The organism is Agrobacterium pusense, assembly GCF_013285525.1.
GTDB classification, from domain to species: Bacteria; Pseudomonadota; Alphaproteobacteria; order Rhizobiales; family Rhizobiaceae; genus Agrobacterium; species Agrobacterium pusense.
Map to the genome: position 1 here is coordinate 663,444 of NZ_CP053857.1, position 18,186 is coordinate 681,629.

Here is an 18,186-nt window from a genome sequence, read left to right on the forward strand (position 1 = left end):
TTCGCGCAATTTAATTTTGTGAATCTGAGTGCACCTTGGCGCAAAGACCATTGGCGGGGCGGAACATGTCTGAAAGACCGGTCATCATCATCACCGGCTGCTCCTCGGGCATCGGCGCCTATTGCGCCGGCGCTCTCCATCGGGACGGCTGGCGGGTCTTCGCCACCGTGCGGCGCATCGCTGACATGGCAGCCCTCGAAAATCAGGGCATAGAAACCCTGATCATGGATTACACAAAGCCCGAAACCATCGCCGCGCTGGTGGACACCGTCGCCGCCCGCACCGGCGGCCGCATCGATGCGCTTTTCAACAATGGCGCCTATGGCCAGCCGGGCGCGGTGGAGGACCTGCCGGTCGAAGCGCTGAGAGCCCAGTTCGAAACCAATGTCTTCGGCTGGCACGATCTGACGCGGCGGGTCATTCCCTTTATGCGGGCGCGTGGTGCGGGCCGCATCGTGCATTGCTCGTCCATTCTCGGGCTCGTGCCCTATCGCTATCGCGGTGCCTACACCGCTTCGAAATTCGCGCTTGAGGGGCTGGGGGTCACCCTGCGCATGGAGCTTCAGGACAGCGGTATCCATGTCAGCCTGATCGAACCCGGCCCGATCACGTCCAAATTCACCGCGACGGCGCTTGCTCATATCAATGAGCATATCGATCTCGAAAACTCGGCCCATGCGGCAGAATATAAACGCCAGCTGGCGCGTATGGATGGTTCCGGCCCCGTCAACCGTCACAAGCTCGGCCCGGATGCCGTTTATGCCGTGCTGAAACACGCCCTGACGGCTGCAAGGCCGAAACCACATTATCCCGTTACGGTTCCGGCCAAACAGGGGCTTATGCTGAAACGGCTCTTGCCTGCCAGACTTTTCTATCGTCTGCTGCGCAGATTCGATTGAGGAGGAGTAATACCGCATGTCCGGCTTCACCACTGTTCTGGCCCTTATCGTCATGGGGCTTGTCGTCATCGTGTTGATACGCGGCCTCTTCAACATGCTGAAGGGACAGGACGCCAACCGGTCCAACAAGCTGATGCAGCTTCGCCTGCTTCTGCAGGCCATTGCCATCGCTCTGATCATGCTCACCCTCTGGCTCACCGGAGGCGGCCGCTGACATGGTGAAACTGAACAAGATCTACACCCGCACCGGCGACAAGGGCACGACGGCGCTGGTTTCCGGTCCGCGCCGACCGAAGCACGATCTGCGCGTCGAAGCCTATGGCACGGTGGACGAGACCAATTCGGCCATCGGTGTCGCGCGGCTTCACACGGCTGGGCTGGAAAAGCTGGATGCCATGCTTTTCCGCATCCAGAACGATCTTTTCGACCTCGGCGCCGATCTTGCCACGCCTGACGATGGCGAACCGCTGCCTTACGAACCGTTGCGTATAGTCGAAAGCCAGGTCACACGGCTGGAAAGCGAAATCGACGACCTCAACGCCACCCTCGAACCGTTGACGTCCTTCGTGCTGCCGGGAGGCAGCGCCGCGGCGGCGAATCTGCATTTGGCACGCACGGTTTGCCGGCGCGCAGAAAGGCTGATGGTGGAGCTTTCCGTCACCGGGAATGAGATCGTCAGCCCGGCCGCCATCAAATATGCCAATCGCCTCTCCGACTTCCTGTTTGTCGCGGCCCGTTTCGCCAATGATGCCGGCAAGGCCGACATATTGTGGGTTCCGGGCAAGAACCGCTAAGGCGTTTCAACGACGCAACCAAAGGGCGTTCGATGTTCATACCGCTGCACGATGCGAATTCCCTCAAGCATATCCGGCTGCAATATGTCACCATCGGCCTGATCGTGGTCAACGTGCTGGTCTGGCTATTTACCGGCGTGCTGGCCAGCGACACCGAAGCCAATGCCGCTGCCCTCGGCCTCGGCTTCATTCCCGCCGTGGTGTTCGATTACGCCTATCTGGAACCCGCCCTGCAGGTCGTGCCTGATGACCTCACCGCCATCACCTATGCCTTTCTTCATCTCGATTTCTGGCATCTGGCCGGCAACATGCTGTTTCTCTGGGTCTTCGGCGACAATGTCGAGGATGCGCTCGGCCATTTTCGTTTCCTGATCTTCTATCTCGCCTGTGCCATCGCCGGCGCGCTGTTTCACGGTTTCGTCGCACCCACCTCGGAAGGACCGCTGATCGGTGCCTCGGGTGCGGTTTCCGGCGTCGTCGCGGCCTATTTCCTGCTGCATCCGAAAGTGCGCGTCTGGGTGCTTGTCCTCATGCGCATTCCGCTTCCCCTGCCCGCCTTCATTCCCCTGGCGCTGTGGATCGGCCAGCAGTTCCTGATGCTGGCGCTCGGGCTGGAAGAGAATGTCTCCTGGGGCGCGCATGTCGGTGGCATCTTGGCGGGCGCCATCATGGTAATTTTCATGCGCAGACGGGGCGTTCCCCTGTTTGATCGCACCATTGTCCCGCCGAGGGCGGCGCAGTTCAAAAATACGTCGCAAACGGCGGGGTTGTCGCAAATCGAACGCGGCTATGACGGGGGTAGATGAGACGTCACGTCAGAGATAGACTATTTACGTTAACGTCAACGTAAGATATGCCTTGTGTGCATGCGATAATGAAGATTGCTCCGTTGTAATTGCGGGAAAAATGCTTATCCATGTCGCCAACCTGTTTTTGGAGGTCCGCTCGGCATTGCCAAGCGGACATTTGAGGAAAGCCGCCGATGAAAATCCTTGTCCCCGTTAAACGAGTCGTCGATTACAACGTGAAGATCCGCGTGAAGGCGGATGGTTCTGGCGTTGAGCTTGCCAATGTGAAGATGTCGATGAACCCGTTCGACGAAATCTCGGTGGAAGAGGCCCTTCGCCTGAAGGAAGCTGGCAAGGCTGAAGAAGTCGTCGTCGTCTCCATCGGACCTGCCAAGGCGGAAGAAACGCTGCGCACCGCGCTTGCGATGGGTGCCGATCGCGCCATCCTGATCGAGACCGATGAAACGGTCGAGCCGCTCGCTGTCGCCAAGCTCCTGAAGGGCGTGGCCGAGGCTGAGCAGCCCGGTCTCGTCATTGTCGGCAAGCAGGCGATCGACGACGATTCGAACCAGACCGGCCAGATGCTGGCAGCCCTCCTCGGCTGGGGCCAGGGCACCTTCGCCTCGAAGGTCGTGCCTGCCGACGGCAAGGTTGCGGTGACCCGCGAAGTCGATGGCGGCCTGCAGACGGTGGAACTGAAGCTTCCCGCTGTCGTCACCACCGATCTTCGTTTGAACGAGCCGCGTTATGCCTCGCTGCCGAACATCATGAAGGCGAAAAAGAAGCCGCTCGACAAGAAGGCTCCGGCCGATTTCGGCGTCGATGTTTCGCCGCGCCTGAAGGTGTTGAAGACTGAAGAGCCCGCGGGCCGCAAGGCCGGCATCAAGGTTGGCTCAGTCGCCGAGCTGGTCGAAAAGCTCAAAGCCGACGGCGTCCTCTAAGGTTTCGGAAAAGGGAGATATTCTCATGGCCATTCTTCTTCTGGCAGAACACGACAACGCAACCCTTTCCGACCTGACGGCAAAGACCCTGACGGCGGCAACCCAGATTGGCGGCGACGTCCATGTGCTGGTCGCCGGCTCCGGCGCCAGGGGCGCTGCCGACGCCGCAGCAAAACTCTCCGGCGTTTCCAAGGTGCTGCTTGCCGACGACGCATCCTATGCAAACCAGCTGGCGGAACCGCTGGCGGCGTTGATCGTTTCGCTTGCCCCGTCCTATGACGTCATCATCGCTCCTGCGACCGCCTCGGCAAAGAACGTCACGCCGCGTGTTGCTGCGCTTCTCGACGTGGCTCAGGTCTCGGAAATCATCGAAGTTGTCAGCCCGGATACCTTCAAGCGCCCGATCTATGCCGGCAATGCCATCCAGACCGTTCAGGCAACCGATGGCAAGAAGGTCATCACCGTGCGCCCGACCGCCTTTGCGGCAGCGGCAGAAGGCGGTTCGGCTGCGGTCGAGACGATCACGGCCGCTGAAAACCCCGGCGTCTCCTCTTTCGTTTCCGATGCGCTTGCCTCGTCCGACCGTCCGGAACTGACCTCCGCCAAGATCATCATCTCGGGTGGCCGTGCTCTCGGTTCTTCAGAAAAATTCAAGGAAGTCATCCTTCCTGTTGCTGACAAGCTGGGTGCGGCCGTTGGTGCATCGCGCGCTGCCGTCGATGCCGGCTATGCGCCGAATGACTGGCAGGTGGGCCAGACCGGCAAGGTCGTTGCCCCACAGCTTTACATCGCGGCGGGAATTTCCGGTGCCATCCAGCATCTGGCCGGCATGAAGGACAGCAAGGTTATCGTCGCCATCAACAAGGACGAAGAAGCGCCGATCTTCCAGGTTGCCGATTACGGCCTTGTGGCGGACCTCTTCGAGGCCTTGCCGGAACTGCAAAAGGCCCTCTGATTTCAAATAGATGATGAAGGCGGCGCGTTTTTTGAACGCGCCGCCTTCTCTTTTTCGGCGATATGCGTAACATCGCCAGCGAATTTGCACATGCAGCACATGGGAGAACAGCATATGACCGCCCCCTTTAAGAACATCGGTGTCATCGGAGCCGGTCAGATGGGGTGCGGCATCGCACATGTCTCTGCGGTTGCCGGCTACAGGGTTCATATCTACGATCTTTCCAAAGACGGCATCGAGGCCGGCCTTGCCACCATCAACGGCAATCTCGCGCGCCAGGTCACCAACGGCAAGCTTTCCGACGAGGCCCGCAAGCAGGCCCTGGCGCTCATCAGCGGTTCGACCGATGTCAACGATCTCGCACCCATGGACCTCGTCATCGAGGCTGCCACCGAGAACGAAGAGATCAAGCGCAAGATCTATGCGCAGATCTGCCCGGTCCTGAAGCCGGAGGCACTTCTCGCCACCAACACGTCTTCACTTTCCATCACCCGGCTTGCCTCTGCCACCGACCGTCCGGAACAGTTCATGGGCATCCACTTCATGAACCCGGTGCCGGTCATGAAACTGGTGGAACTGGTGCGCGGCATCGCCACCAATGAAAAGACCTTCGATGCGGCCAAGGACTATGTGCGGACGCTCGAAAAGGCGATCACCGTCGCCGAAGATTTCCCGGCCTTCATCGTCAACCGCATCCTGTTGCCGATGATCAACGAAGCGATCTATACGCTTTACGAGGGCGTCGGCTCCGTGGAAGCCATCGACACCGCCATGCGCCTCGGCGCGAACCACCCGATGGGTCCGCTGCAGCTCGCCGATTTCATCGGCCTCGATACCTGTTTGTCGATCATGCAGGTGCTGCATGACGGCCTGTCCGACAGCAAATACCGCCCCTGCCCGCTGCTGGTCAAATATGTCGAAGCCGGCTGGCTCGGCCGCAAGTCCGGCCGCGGTTTTTATGATTATCGGGGTGAGACGCCGGTTCCGACGCGATAAAGGTCGACTTCGTGCTGAGGGAGAGTATCTCTCCCCAAGCCGGAAGCTCAAAACTACCTGGATGTTGCGGCCGATATCAGCGCCTTCGCATCTTCGCTATCCCACGCCGCCGGGCCGTTCATGGCGCCGAGCAGGCAACCGTTTTCGTCCAGCAGCAGGGTTGCCGGCAGGCCAAAGGCGAGGCCTTCCTTTTTGAGAACGTTGAAAACGCCCATGGAACTGTCGCGATAGTGCTTCAGGGAATCGATCTTGTATTCGTCCATGAAGGCTTTCGGCTTGTCATCCCCGCCCGTATCGATGTTAACAGCCACGACTTCAAAGCCGTTACCGCCCTTTTCCTTCTCCAGCGCGTTGAGCGCCGGCATTTCTTCCCGGCAGGGCACGCACCACGTCGCCCAGAGATTGAGCAGCACCGCTTTACCCTTGAGATCGGCAAGGCTCATATCTTTCCCCTCCGGCCCTTTGAAGGAGAGCGGAATAACGCGCGGGGTGTCTGCCGCCGACATAGCCGCCACCTGGCCCTTCAGAAAGGGTTTCAGCGTCGCAATGCGGTTCGCCGCACCTTCACATAAACCGGCGTCGGCCACCGCTGCCCCTTGAACCGGGCTCTCAGACCCAATATGCCTGAACCAGACCGCGCCTGCACCGGCGAGCACACCGGCAACGGCAGCAATTGCAACCAATTTGGCGGAAGGAAGCCTGAACGGCCTTTTCTCTGTCATCGAATACTCCAGGGCATCACACATGGCTGACGGCACAGATCAGAAATCCTCCAACCAGATGTGGGGCGGGCGTTTCGCTTCCGGGCCATCTGCCATCATGGAAGAGATAAATGCCTCCATCGGCTTCGACAAGAAACTTTACGCCCAGGATATCCGCGGCTCTATGGCGCATGCCGCCATGCTGGCATCTAAAGGCATTATTTCGCCTGAAGATAAAGACAAGATCACCGAAGGCCTGAACACGATCCTGTCAGAGATCGAATCCGGCAGCTTCGAATTCTCCCGCAAGCTCGAAGATATTCACATGAATATCGAGGCGCGGCTTGCCACCCTCATCGGCCCGGCCGCCGGCCGTCTGCACACCGCCCGCTCGCGCAACGACCAGGTGGCGCTCGATTTCCGCCTGTGGGTCAAGGAAGAATTGCAGAAGACCGAAGGCATGCTGACGGCACTCATCGCTGCCTTCCTCGACCGCGCCGAGGAAAACGCCGATACGGTCATGCCCGGCTTCACGCATTTGCAGACGGCGCAGCCTGTCACCTTCGGCCATCATTGCATGGCCTATGTGGAAATGTTCGGCCGTGACCGCGCCCGCGTACGCCACGCCATCGAGCACATGGACGAAAGCCCGATTGGTGCGGCTGCCCTTGCCGGCACCGGCTATCCGATCGATCGCCACATGACGGCCAAGGCGCTCGGTTTCCGCGAGCCGACCCGCAACTCCATCGACACCGTGTCCGACCGCGATTTCGCACTGGAGTTCCTGTCGATCGCCTCCATCTGCGCCACGCATCTGTCGCGTCTTGCCGAAGAGATCGTCATCTGGTCGACGCCGCAATTTGGTTTCATCCGGCTGTCGGACGCCTTTTCCACAGGCTCGTCGATCATGCCGCAGAAGAAGAACCCTGATGCCGCTGAGCTGGTGCGCGCCAAGACCGGCCGCATCAACGGCTCGCTGATCGCTCTCCTCACCGTGATGAAGGGTCTGCCGCTCGCCTATTCCAAGGACATGCAGGAAGACAAGGAACAGGTTTTCGACTCCGCCGAAAGCCTGGAACTGGCTATCGCCGCCATGACCGGCATGATCCGCGACCTCGAAGTACGCAAGGACCGCATGCGCGCAGCGGCGGGTTCAGGTTATTCCACCGCGACAGATCTTGCCGACTGGCTGGTGCGCGAAGCGGGACTGCCCTTCCGCGATGCTCACCATGTGACCGGCAATGCCGTGGCGCTGGCGGAAAAGAAGGGCTGCGATCTCGCCGATCTTTCGCTGGAGGAATTGCAGGCCATCCACCGCGGCATCACCGATAGCGTTTTCGATGTTCTTTCGGTGGAAGCATCGGTCGCTAGTCGCACAAGCTTCGGCGGCACGGCTCCTTCGGAGGTACGCAAGCAGATCGCCTGGTGGCGCGGACGCAACTGATAAATCTGCGTTAAGCCGCGATCACAAGAAACAGGGTGCACAAGCGCCCTGTTTTTCGTTATCAGAGAAGCAAATATTTCCTTTGGACAGGCCCATGCTTTCAAAATCCGTGCGCAAACTCATCGTTCCCATCGGCATGACGCTTGCCGTAAGCCTCGCTCTCAGCGCCTGCGGGCGCAAGGGCGACATCGATCCGCCGAGCACGCCGGTCGAAATGCGCAACAAGCGCGCCGCCGATGGCAGTGAGCCGAAGCCGGCAACGGCGGAACGGCCCTTCATTCTCGACAAGCTTCTCTGACGGGTAAAAAGCCGTGAACCATTTTGGCTATATCGACGGCGTGCTGCACGCCGAAAACGTGCCCGTGCCCGAGATCGCCAAGGCGGTCGGCACGCCCTTCTACGTCTATTCGACCGCAACCCTGGAACGCCACTACAAGGTGTTCTCAGGTGCGTTTGCCGATGTGGACGCCATGGTCTGTTATGCCATGAAGGCCAATTCCAACCAGGCCGTGCTGAAGACGCTGGCAAAGCTCGGCGCTGGCATCGACGTCGTCTCCGGCGGTGAATTGCGTCGCGCTCTGGCTGCTGGCGTGCCGGCAAACCGCATCATGTTCTCCGGCGTCGGCAAGACGGTTGCGGAAATGGATTATGCGCTGGATGTGGGCATTTATTGTTTCAACATCGAATCCGAGCCGGAGCTGGAAGTCCTCAATCTGCGCGCCATCAAGGCGGGCAAGCGGGCGCATGTCTCCTTTCGCATCAACCCTGATGTGGATGCGCGCACCCACGCCAAGATTTCCACCGGCAAGAAAGAAAACAAGTTCGGCATTTCCTATGAGCGGGCGCGCGCCGTCTATGCCCATGCTGCAACCCTGCCCGGCATCGAAGTCACGGGCATCGACATGCATATCGGCAGCCAGATCACCGAGTTGCAGCCTTTCGAGGACGCCTTCCGGCTGCTGCGCGAACTGGTGGAAGCGCTTCGCGGCGATGGCCATGCGATCAGCCACGTCGATATCGGCGGCGGCCTCGGCATTCCCTACCGCGACGACAACAATCCGCCGCCGCTGCCGGATGCCTATGCGCATATCGTCAAGAACGAGTTGAAAAGCCTCGACTGCAAGATCGTCACCGAGCCCGGCCGTCTGATCGTCGGTAATGCCGGCATTCTGGTAACGGAAGTCATCTATGTGAAGGATGGCGGCGAAAAGACCTTTGTAATCGTTGACGGCGCGATGAACGACCTCATCCGTCCGACACTGTATGAGGCCTATCACGGCATCCGCCCGGTGGTGCAACCGGCAGAGGATACGCCGCGCATCAAGGCCGATATCGTCGGCCCGGTCTGCGAAACCGGCGATTATCTGGCGCTGGACCGTGAGATGGCCGCACCGCAACCGGGCGACCTCATCGCCGTCAGTTCCGCTGGCGCCTATGGTGCGGTGCAGGCAGGAACCTATAATTCCCGCCTGCTGGTGCCGGAAGTGCTGGTCAAGGGTGACAAATTCCACGTCATCCGCCCCCGCGGCACTTATGAAGAGCTGATCGCCCTCGATTCCGTGCCCGCCTGGCTCGACTGATCCGCTTGCAGCCGATCACAATTGAGCGAAGCTGCCTAAAAAATGGGGGTGAGGGCTTGGCTGCCCTCGTCTTCGCCACAAAGAATGTTATCCTTGCCTCTGTGATATGGAGAACTCGCCGTTCCGGGAATGGCGTTGACGTGGCCAGAACCGGGAGAACGGATTGATGACCACAGCCGGAGAGGACAGGACAGGCAGAAAGCGCTCCACTGGCGCATTCGTGCAGCGGCCGGACCTTGCCCGCCGGGTTGCCGCCAAGCGTTTCTTCGCAAAAATCGTTCTGCTTTCGGAGAAGATCGCCCCTAAAACGCTATGGCCGCTCTCTATTGCCGCTCTGTTTCTGGCGCTTGCCTGGTTCGGCCTTTACCGGCACATGCCGGATTTTCTGCGGCTCGGCGTCGTTTTCGTGCTCGTGTTCGCCTTCATTGCCACTCTCCTGCCGATCGCGCGGCTGAAATGGCCGACTGACAACGACGCTTCCCGCCTGCTCGAAGATCGCAACGGTCTTGCACACCAACCTGTTGGAGTACAGGAAGACGAACCGGCCTTCGACACGCCTTTTTCCAGAACGCTCTGGAAGGAACACCAGATCCGCATGGCGGAGCGTATCGCCGCACTGAATGCCGGTCTGCCGAAGCCCGATATCGCCCGTTATGACCGTCTCGCCCTACGCGCCGTTCCCGCCCTTCTTCTGGCCGCTGCCTTCGGTTTTTCCTTTTCCAACGGCGCAGGCACGATTGCCGATGCCTTCCGCAGCCAACCGACCGTGGGTCCGCTCAATCCCGATATTCGACTGGATGCCTGGGTTACGCCGCCCTCTTATACCGGCCGCGCACCGATTTTCCTGACTGGGCGTGACGCGACCAACCGCGACGCGGTTTCCGTGCCGCAGTCCTCCAGGCTGACGATCCGCATGACCGGTGGTGATGGCGGCGAAGAAGTGACCTTCGAACCGGAAATGGCGGGCGCCCTGCAAAAGCTCGCTCCCGAGACAACCCGGGCCGACAGCGCGAGCGGTGATGTCGCGGTTCCGGCGCAGGCTCCTTTGGCGGATCAGCCCTTGGCACCGCGCACCTTCGCGATGGATGTCACCGAAAGCGGCATGATAACCGCCAATGGTGAGCAATGGTTGTTCAATGTCATCCCGGACCAGCCGCCCAGCATCGCCTTCGACAACATGCCGCGCCGCGCCGTCAACGGCGCGCTGGAAATCGGCTTCACCGCCAAGGATGATTACGGGTTGAAGGAAGCTCACGCAATTATTGAGCCTATCGGCGTTGCCGAAGGCGCGACAGCGCTTTACCCGTCACCGGAATTCAAGCTCGATCTGCCGCGGCAGAACAATCGCGAGATCAAGGGGCTGACCAGCCGCAACCTGACTGAACATCCGATGGCCGGGAAACGCGTGCGTATTACACTGGTGGCGACTGACGGTGCAGGCCAGACCGGCCGCAGCCCTCCGCATGAAATGGTGCTGCCGGGCCGCAATTTCTCCGAACCGCTGGCTGCTTCCATTGCCGAACAGCGGCAGATTTTTTCGCTCGACACACGCCAGATGCCGAAGGCGATCGCCTATAACGAGGCGGTTGGAATGCGTCCGGAAGAGACCATTCCCAACACGACGCATTATCTCCTGCTGCAATCGGCGCAGACCCGCATGCGGCTCGCCTATAATGAGGAAATGCTGAAGGACACGGCGGATTACCTCTGGGAGATCGCACTGGGCATCGAGGATGGTGATCTTTCGCAGGCGGAAAGGCGCCTGCGCGATGCACAGACCGCCCTTTCCGAGGCGCTTCAGCGCAATGCCTCCGATGAAGAAGTGGCCAAGCTCATGCAGGAGCTGCGCGAGGCGATGCAGCAGTTCATGAGCGAGCTTGCGCAACGCATGCAGAATGCGCCGCAAGCCAACATGAACCAACAGGCACAGAACGTGCTGCGCCAACGCGATCTGGAAAACATGATGAACCAGATCGAGAATCTCGCCCGTTCCGGAAACCGCGATGCCGCGCAGGAAATGCTCTCGCAATTGCAGCGCATGATGAACAATCTGCAAGCCGGCCGACCGCAGCGTCAGGGGCAGCAAGGCCAGCAGCAGAGCAGCAAGATGCGCCAGCAGATCGACAAGCTTGGCGAAATCCTGCAGCAGCAACAGAAGCTGATGGACGAAACCTTCAAGCTGGATCAGGCATTGCGCGACCGGATGCAGCGCGGTGATCCGCAGCAGGGCGGCGAAAGCGACGACCAGCAGATGGGCGAAAACGGCCAGCAACCGCCTCAGGGCCAGCAAGGCCAACAGGGTGAGAATGGCCAACAGGGCGGACAGCAGCAGACTGACCAGATGACCGCCGAGCAATTGCGCGAAGCGCTGAAAAACCTGCGAGCCCAGCAGGATGCCCTCGGCAAGCAGCTCGGCGAATTGCAGCAGGGACTTCGCGATCTCGGCATGGAGCCGGGCGAAAATTTCGGCAAGGCGCAGCAGGAAATGCAGGGCGCCGGTGAGGCGTTGGGCAAGAGCCAGGGTGAACAGGCTGTCGAGGGCCAGGGCAATGCGCTGAATGCGCTGCGCCAGGGCGCACAGGACATGATGGGCCAGATCATGCAGGCCATGCGCCAGCAGGGCCAGCAGCCTGGTCAGGGGCAGGAGGGCATGGCCGGTCAAGGCGGCCAGAACGGCCGCGATCCGCTCGGCCGTCCGCGCAGCACCACCGGCCCTGACTTTGGCGATCAGGTGAAGGTGCCTGACGAAATAGACGTGCAACGCGCCCGCGAGATTCTTGACGCCATCCGCGAAAAGCTCGGCAACAATCCGCCGGGTGAGGTGGAACGGCGTTATCTCGAGCGGTTGCTGGATATCAGGTGAGGGTCCGCACAGGTAATGGTGCGCCTCGTTACATCCTTTTTCAGAAGCTAAAGTTTCCGTCATGCCGGACTTGATCCGGCATCCAGTTGACGCGCGTCTGCGCGGCGGAAAGAGTTCTTTCAGCCCAAGGACTTGGGCTGGCTGGATTCCGGCTCAAGGCCGGAATGACGGAGGTAGGGAACTGCGCTGAGCCAGGGGGCTGACCAACAAAAAAGGCGGCCCGACGGCCGCCCTTTAAATCTCTGCGCCCTTACCACTCAGGCCGCAAGCGCCCGTGCCACAGCCTTGCGAATATCCGGAAGTGCAAAGGGTTTGGAAACCACGTCCACGATCTTTGTCGCCAGATCATCCGCCCGTTCGCGCTGCTCGGCGTAACCGGTCATCAACAAAATACGCATGGCCGGGAAGCTTTCGGCGGCGCGGTGCGCCAGCTCGATGCCATCCATGACCGGCATGCGGATATCCGAAAGAAGAAGATCGAAACTGGTTTCCTGAAGCTTTTCTAGGCCCTGCTCGCCGTCTGCCGCCTCATGGGTCTCGTGACCGTCGAGACGGAGCGCCCGCGCCACGAAAGAACGCAGCGCATCCTCGTCTTCGGTAATCAGAATCTTCGCCATTACTCATTGCTCCTGGGCATCATTTCCAGCCGTGAGCAACATCGCAGGCTCCTCTTTTCAATAGGTAAACACCCAGGCTTTGGCTGGGTGAATGGTTAATGAGGCGTCTCTTCGCTGTGCCGTTCCGGCACGGGAAAACTGCTCAGGCGTCGCCGGTGACGACGCCGACGAAGGGCAGCTCGCGGAAGGCATAGGCCACATCCATACCGTAACCCACAACGAAATAGTCAGGGCATTCGAAACCGACATAATCGGCTTCCAGATCTTCCTTGCGCTTGACTTTCTTGTCGAGAAGCACGGCGATGGTGACGTTGCGAGCGCCACGTTCGTAAAGCAGTTCCTTGGCGAAGCGCAGCGTGCGGCCAGATTCGAGAATGTCGTCAATCAGCAGGACGTCGCGGTCTTTAACATCGCTGTCGATATCCTTGACGATCCTCACGCCCTGCGAAACCGTGCCGGTGCCATAGCTCGACAACGTAATGAATTCGACTTCGGGGGCAAGACCACTGTCATGCAGCGCGCGGATAAGGTCGGCCGCGAAAATGAACGATCCCTTGAGCACGGCAATGACGAGCAGATCCTTGGTCGGGCCGCTGGCAATGTGCTTGGCCATGTCGCGATTGCGATCTGCAATCTGCTCGGCGGTATAAAGCGGCTCGATATTTTTTCCACGGACGACGGGCATTCTTACTCCTGTGCTGCGCCTTGCCGATTTTACCTTTCAGTAAAAATAGAAGACAGGCGTTAGCACAGTCAGCGTCCGGACGCACCCGCCTCAACGAAGGAAAGCTTGATCTCGGGCGTTTTTCCACCGGGATGGCGCAGTTTTGCCGAAAAACCGTGGCTGAAACCGGGCTGCATCTGTTTAACTGGCGGTTCAATGACCATGCTGGCCACCAGTTGTCCCTGGGCGGCAAAAAGGTCGGCGCGAAGGGCCGGCACCTCTTCAAGCTTGCCGCCGTTGTTCTCCACGATGCCATTGATAAGCAGGATATCCATACCGCCCGCCTCCTGCGGCGTCACGGTGACATGGGAAATGGCGAGGGGACTGACCGACGCTGCTACAGCGGTCTTTTCCGGAACCACCACCGAGAGGCCGCCTGAACAGACAAAAACAAGAATGGCGAGCCCCGCCACCAGCGCGGAATAAGCGTCCGCCGAAAGGAGGGATAATCTGCGATCCAGCCAGCCGATGAAGGCGAGGCCGAGCACACCGATGGTGACAGGTGGCTTTGCACCGTCCAGGGGCCTCGCGCCGCGATTGTCGTTTCCGGGCTGGCGCGGACGGTTTTCCTTGATGGTGACAAATTCCGCGTCTACCACGTCAACTGTCGGGTTTGCCCCCCGCGCCGTGCGGCGCAGCGGCGTCTCCGGCATCAGGAGGTCAAAATCGAATGCCGCTTGCCGGCGAGATGAACGGAACATAGCCATAGAATTCCTTGGGTGAGGTTTTCCGGCCCGCAAAACTGGGCATTGCAACGAATCCTGCCAAGTTTTAAATTTAAATGGTTAATGCTTCGCAAAAACCGCTCGCCGGGCGTCCCGAACCGGGGTAGACCGCGCCCTCCGGCTTCATCCCAGCGGCTTGCGAACCACCACGAAACGAAGAGACTGGAAGTCCGTTGATCCATTTCGAAAATGTCGGGTTGCGTTACGGCATGGGACCCGAAATCCTGAGGGACATGACCTTCGATATTCCCAAAGGGTCGTTCCAGTTTCTGACCGGCCCCTCGGGTGCCGGCAAGACGACGCTGTTGCGCCTGCTACTGATGTCGCTGCAGCCGACCCGCGGCAATATCCGCATGTTCAATCGCGATGTGTCACGCATTCCGCGCGGCGAGCTGCCGATGTTGCGCCGACGCGTCGGCATCGTGTTTCAAGATTTCCGGCTGCTTGATCATCTGACGACCTATGAGAATGTCGCCCTGCCGCTGCGCGTGCGTGGCAAGGAGGAAAGCGCCTATCGCAATGACGTGATCGAGCTTCTGAAATGGGTTGGGCTCGGCGAGCGCGTCAACGTGCTGCCAGCGATCCTTTCCGGCGGCGAGAAGCAGCGCGCCGCCATTGCCCGCGCGCTGATGGACCAGCCGGAAATATTGCTGGCCGACGAGCCGACCGGCAATGTTGATCCGCCGATGGCCAAGCGCCTTCTCAACCTGTTTCTGGAACTCAACCGGCTGGGCACCGCCGTCGTTATTGCCACCCATGACTTCGGCCTGATGGACCAGATCGATGCGCGCCGGATGATCCTGACCGAAGGGCGGCTTGACATCTATGAATGAGATCACCCGCAAACCGTTGAAGCCGGAAGCGGCGCAGCCGAAGCGTCCGCCCATGCGCATCCGCCCGATGGCACCCATTCTGCCGCCGTCAAACATTCAGGGCAATGCGCTGATGGTGGTCATCGCCATCATGGCTTTTCTCGCCTGCCTCACGCTCGGCGCCGTTTCCATGGTGCGCGCCACCGCCGCCACGTGGCAGAGCCAGATTTCCCGTGAGATCACCATCCAGATCAAACCCGAGGACGGGCTGGACATGAATGCAGCGCTGAACAAGGCGCGCAATCTGGCGCTCACCTTCGTCGGCACCCGCGATGGCACCATTCTTGACGATGCGGCGACATCGCGCCTGCTGGAGCCGTGGCTCGGCAGCGGGCTCGATCTCTCCGAACTTCCCATACCGCGTCTCGTCGTCATCACCATCGACGAAAACAATCCGCCCGATTTCCAGGCGATGCGGGACATGCTGAAGGCCGAGATTCCACAGGCATTTCTGGACGACCATCGCACCTGGGTCGACCGGCTCGTTTCCATGGCAAGAACCACTGTCATGATCGGCGTTGGCGTCCTCATTCTCGTGTTCACCGCTATGGTACTGACCGTCGTATTTGCCACCCGCGGCGCGCTTTCCGGCAACCGGCACATTGTTGAGGTGCTGCATTTTGTCGGCGCGGAGAGCAGCTTCGTGGCGCGGGAATTCCAGAAACACTTCCTGAAGATCAGCCTCAAGGGCGCGGCGGCGGGCAGTGCGCTGGCGGCCGCCGTGTTCCTCGTCGCCGGTTTCTGGCAGTCGAGCACGGTCGCCACCCCCCAGAGCGACCAGGCAAGTGCGCTTTTTGGCTCCTTTTCCGTCGGCCTTGGCGGTTATTTCGGCATTGCGATGACGATGATCATCATCGCACTTCTCACCACCATCACCGCACGCGTCACCGTCATCCGTACCATCGACGATATCGATCGTGTCCGGTCCGATCCGTCGAAAAGCGACGGCCTGGCGTCGTGATGATACGATGAATCTAGCGGAAAAACTGAAACCGTCACGAACGGGATGTAACCTGCGGACGGTGGACAAAAATGCCTGTTCCTTGCCTTAATCGGCGAGTAATCAGGAGGAATGTTTGTGAGTCGGACGGACCAGGATCAGGCAGCGACGCGACCGGCCCGAAAGGGGCTTTTGGCGCGGCGTGGTCCCTTGCGCCGTTTTATCCGCGGCCTCATCCTGCTCTGCGTCATCGCGCTCGGCGCATTTTCCGGTGGTTTCCTGTGGTTTGCCGATTCTGTCGCCTCGATGCGCCCGCCCGAGGGTGCCAGAGGTGATGCCATCATCGTGCTCACTGGCGGTTATCAGCGCATCGAACAGGCGGTCGGTCTTCTGAGAGACGGCGTGGGCAAACGGCTTTTGATTTCAGGCGTCAACCCCGCCACAACCCGCTCGCAGATACGCAAGATGACGCAAGGGTCGTCCGACATGTTCACCTGCTGCGTGGACATGGGCTACAAGGCGATAGATACGATCGGTAACGCCAATGAGGCGGCGAGCTGGATACGCGATCACAACTACTCGTCCATCGTGGTCGTCACAAATAATTATCACATGCATCGCAGCCTTCATGAATTGCGCAGCGCCAGCCCACACACGCAATTCATCGCCTATCCCGTCATCAGCGCCGATCTTGCCCGCACGAACTGGTTCGTGGAACCGGATGTGGTGAGAACCATGCTTTATGAATATCTGAAATTCGTGGCGGCGGCCGGGCGTGACCTGACGGGCTTCGGCAAGGGCGATGGCCTGCGCAAGGCCACTGCCGATCACACTGCACCTAAAGTCACTGCAGCTTCCTCATAAGCATCCAGAAACACGCTTGCTGCCGCCCCTTGTTTTCGTGTAGGCGTCTGACATCGGCATCCGGCATCGAAACGCTAAAGACTTCGAAACGGCTGCGTCCCGGGAAGGCTGTTGATGCTCAAGCTGCGCTCTTTTCTTTTCAATACGCTGTTTTATCTCAACCTGATTGTCCGCATGATCGTGCTGACGCCGATTTATTTTATCCTGCCACGCAAGATCGCCTACGAAATCCCGAAGAACTGGGCGCGCTCCAATCACTGGCTGATGAAAACCATCGTCGGCACCACCTTCGAGATCGAAGGGCTGGAAAACATTCCAGAGACTGGCTGCATCTTCGCGCCGAAGCACCAGTCCTTCTGGGACACCTATGCGCTGCTGCCCAACCTTCCGGATCCGGTCTATATTCTCAAGCGCGAACTTTTGTGGATCCCGCTGTTCGGCTGGTACGCGATGAAACAGAGGATGATCCCGGTCAACCGCGCCGCACGCGGCAAGGTGATGCTGAAGGTGATGGAGCGCGCGAAAGAGGAGATGGCCGCGGGCCGCGAACTCATCATCTATCCCGAAGGGACACGCCGGCCGCCGGGTGCGGAGCCTGAATATCGTTACGGCATCGCGAGGCTGTACCGTGACCTTCAGGTTCCGGTCATTCCCGTCGCCATGCATCCGGGCCTGTTCTGGCCGCGCCGTTCCACCATGCGTTATCCCGGCCATTTCAAGGTGCGTATCCTGCCCGCCATCGAACCGGGGCTCGACCCCGATGTGTTCTTCAAACGCCTGATCGATGTCACGGAAAACGCGAGCGACGAATTGCTGCTGGAAACCGTGCGCAACAATCCGCATTTGCCCTTGCCGCCGACTGCGGTGAAGCGGATTGCCGAACTTCAGGGCAAGGAATCAACGGCTGGCTGAGCGACAAGCGCGCCGACATTGGCAGCGATGCTCTCCAGCAAGGAATCGCGTATGCCCATGTCCTGCAGATGCTGCACGGTGTTGAAGACGTAATCCGTGTTCGGACCGGAGCGTCCCGTTGCAGCCGCAATGATGGTGGCCGATTCAGCGACACCGAGACCGCCGATATATTGCTCATGTGCGGGATCTGCCACGTAGGTCACGGCGCTGCCGCGCCGGCCGTCGGAAAGCGCGATCGAAACCACGCGCTCCTTGTAGACGTTCGTCACCAGTTCGCGCTCGCGCAGATAGGCCATGACGGGATCATGATCCTTGCCCCGCACGCGAAAAGCGACGCCATGACATGAGCCACCACGTTCCAGCCCGAGAACGAGGCCGGGCTTTTCTTCCGTGCCTCTGTAAAAATTGGAGCTGATGCAGAGCGAGCGCCGATAACCGTGCAATCGTGCCTGCTGCCTCTCTTCAAAGGCGAAGCCAGGGTTCCACATCAACGAACCGTAGCCAAAGACCCAAAAATCGTCCATATCCCAAGCCAAATCAAAATTCCCTGAAGTCTGTTCATCGGAGATCA

General features: G+C 59.8%; 20 protein-coding genes. 15 read left to right on the top strand and 5 right to left on the bottom strand.

All coding sequences use genetic code 11. The annotated features are described in order from the left end of the window. The first annotated feature begins 65 nt into the window (after positions 1 to 65). The 7 genes from HQN82_RS16660 to HQN82_RS16690 all read left to right on the top strand — a co-directional run bounded on the left by HQN82_RS16660 (position 66) and on the right by HQN82_RS16690 (position 5,373). Positions 66 to 899 (top strand): SDR family oxidoreductase, encoded by an 834-nt coding sequence (locus HQN82_RS16660; RefSeq protein WP_173615289.1) that lies wholly within the window; start codon positions 66 to 68, stop codon positions 897 to 899. 16 nt (positions 900 to 915) lie between these two features. Next, a complete protein-coding gene (locus HQN82_RS16665; protein ID WP_004445622.1) occupies positions 916 to 1,113 on the top strand; it encodes a twin transmembrane helix small protein in 198 nt (65 codons plus the stop codon). Between the two features lies 1 nt (position 1,114). Beyond that, a complete protein-coding gene (locus tag HQN82_RS16670; protein ID WP_035209117.1) occupies positions 1,115 to 1,693 on the top strand; it encodes a cob(I)yrinic acid a,c-diamide adenosyltransferase in 579 nt (192 codons plus the stop codon). A 32-nt stretch (positions 1,694 to 1,725) separates the two neighbouring features. Beyond that, complete coding sequence (locus HQN82_RS16675) at positions 1,726 to 2,499, top strand: rhomboid family intramembrane serine protease (protein WP_004445626.1); 774 nt, start codon at positions 1,726 to 1,728, stop codon at positions 2,497 to 2,499. A 176-nt stretch (positions 2,500 to 2,675) separates the two neighbouring features. After that, complete coding sequence (locus HQN82_RS16680) at positions 2,676 to 3,422, top strand: electron transfer flavoprotein subunit beta/FixA family protein (RefSeq protein ID WP_022563006.1); 747 nt, start codon at positions 2,676 to 2,678, stop codon at positions 3,420 to 3,422. A 25-nt stretch (positions 3,423 to 3,447) separates the two neighbouring features. Next, positions 3,448 to 4,377 (top strand): electron transfer flavoprotein subunit alpha/FixB family protein, encoded by a 930-nt coding sequence (locus HQN82_RS16685; RefSeq protein ID WP_173615290.1) that lies wholly within the window; start codon positions 3,448 to 3,450, stop codon positions 4,375 to 4,377. A 114-nt stretch (positions 4,378 to 4,491) separates the two neighbouring features. Then, complete coding sequence (locus HQN82_RS16690; RefSeq protein ID WP_004445632.1) at positions 4,492 to 5,373, top strand: 3-hydroxybutyryl-CoA dehydrogenase; 882 nt, start codon at positions 4,492 to 4,494, stop codon at positions 5,371 to 5,373. Between the two features lie 53 nt (positions 5,374 to 5,426). Here HQN82_RS16690 and tlpA read toward each other — a convergent pair whose 3' ends face one another. Continuing rightward, positions 5,427 to 6,095 (bottom strand): thiol:disulfide interchange protein TlpA, encoded by a 669-nt coding sequence (gene tlpA / locus HQN82_RS16695; RefSeq protein WP_173615291.1) that lies wholly within the window; start codon positions 6,093 to 6,095, stop codon positions 5,427 to 5,429. 22 nt (positions 6,096 to 6,117) lie between these two features. Here tlpA and argH point away from each other — a divergent pair, with 22 nt between their 5' ends. From argH to HQN82_RS16715, 4 genes are all read left to right on the top strand, one after another. Continuing rightward, on the top strand, positions 6,118 to 7,518 hold the full coding sequence (argH, locus tag HQN82_RS16700) for an argininosuccinate lyase (RefSeq protein ID WP_173615292.1): 1,401 nt from the start codon (positions 6,118 to 6,120) through the stop codon (positions 7,516 to 7,518). A gap of 94 nt (positions 7,519 to 7,612) precedes the next feature. After that, the gene (gene lptM, locus HQN82_RS16705) at positions 7,613 to 7,816 is read left to right on the top strand and encodes an LPS translocon maturation chaperone LptM (RefSeq protein ID WP_004445637.1); all 204 of its coding nucleotides are present in this window, start codon (positions 7,613 to 7,615) and stop codon (positions 7,814 to 7,816) included. A gap of 13 nt (positions 7,817 to 7,829) precedes the next feature. Beyond that, positions 7,830 to 9,098: a diaminopimelate decarboxylase gene (gene lysA / locus HQN82_RS16710; protein ID WP_035209120.1), complete on the top strand. Its 1,269-nt coding sequence runs from the start codon at positions 7,830 to 7,832 to the stop codon at positions 9,096 to 9,098. A 166-nt stretch (positions 9,099 to 9,264) separates the two neighbouring features. Then, positions 9,265 to 11,961, top strand: a complete 2,697-nt coding sequence (locus HQN82_RS16715; RefSeq protein WP_173615293.1) for a TIGR02302 family protein — start codon at positions 9,265 to 9,267, stop codon at positions 11,959 to 11,961. Positions 11,962 to 12,218: 257 nt separating this feature from the next. On the opposite strand, the gene HQN82_RS16720 is transcribed toward HQN82_RS16715, so the two are convergent. The 3 genes from HQN82_RS16720 to HQN82_RS16730 form a co-directional block, all read right to left on the bottom strand. Then, complete coding sequence (locus HQN82_RS16720; protein ID WP_004445642.1) at positions 12,219 to 12,578, bottom strand: response regulator; 360 nt, start codon at positions 12,576 to 12,578, stop codon at positions 12,219 to 12,221. Positions 12,579 to 12,720: 142 nt separating this feature from the next. Next, positions 12,721 to 13,263 (bottom strand): hypoxanthine phosphoribosyltransferase, encoded by a 543-nt coding sequence (gene hpt, locus HQN82_RS16725; RefSeq protein ID WP_173615294.1) that lies wholly within the window; start codon positions 13,261 to 13,263, stop codon positions 12,721 to 12,723. 68 nt (positions 13,264 to 13,331) lie between these two features. Then, positions 13,332 to 14,003, bottom strand: a complete 672-nt coding sequence (locus tag HQN82_RS16730) for a DUF3426 domain-containing protein (protein WP_173615295.1) — start codon at positions 14,001 to 14,003, stop codon at positions 13,332 to 13,334. Positions 14,004 to 14,200: 197 nt separating this feature from the next. Between HQN82_RS16730 and ftsE the strand changes: the two genes are divergently transcribed. From ftsE to HQN82_RS16750, 4 genes are all read left to right on the top strand, one after another. After that, a complete protein-coding gene (gene ftsE / locus HQN82_RS16735) occupies positions 14,201 to 14,860 on the top strand; it encodes a cell division ATP-binding protein FtsE (RefSeq protein ID WP_173615296.1) in 660 nt (219 codons plus the stop codon). Further along, the gene (locus HQN82_RS16740) at positions 14,853 to 15,860 is read left to right on the top strand and encodes a cell division protein FtsX (RefSeq protein ID WP_004445649.1); all 1,008 of its coding nucleotides are present in this window, start codon (positions 14,853 to 14,855) and stop codon (positions 15,858 to 15,860) included. Before ftsE ends, HQN82_RS16740 begins: the two co-directional genes overlap by 8 nt. 111 nt (positions 15,861 to 15,971) lie before the next feature. Further along, a complete protein-coding gene (locus HQN82_RS16745; protein WP_035209126.1) occupies positions 15,972 to 16,703 on the top strand; it encodes a YdcF family protein in 732 nt (243 codons plus the stop codon). A 114-nt stretch (positions 16,704 to 16,817) separates the two neighbouring features. After that, entirely contained in the window at positions 16,818 to 17,615 is a 798-nt protein-coding gene (locus HQN82_RS16750; protein ID WP_173615297.1) for a lysophospholipid acyltransferase family protein, read from the top strand. Here the strand turns inward: HQN82_RS16750 and HQN82_RS16755 are convergent. Beyond that, a complete protein-coding gene (locus tag HQN82_RS16755) occupies positions 17,588 to 18,139 on the bottom strand; it encodes a gamma-glutamylcyclotransferase (RefSeq protein ID WP_173615298.1) in 552 nt (183 codons plus the stop codon). The two genes, HQN82_RS16750 and HQN82_RS16755, sit on opposite strands and share 28 nt — an antisense overlap. Positions 18,140 to 18,186 lie beyond the last annotated feature (47 nt).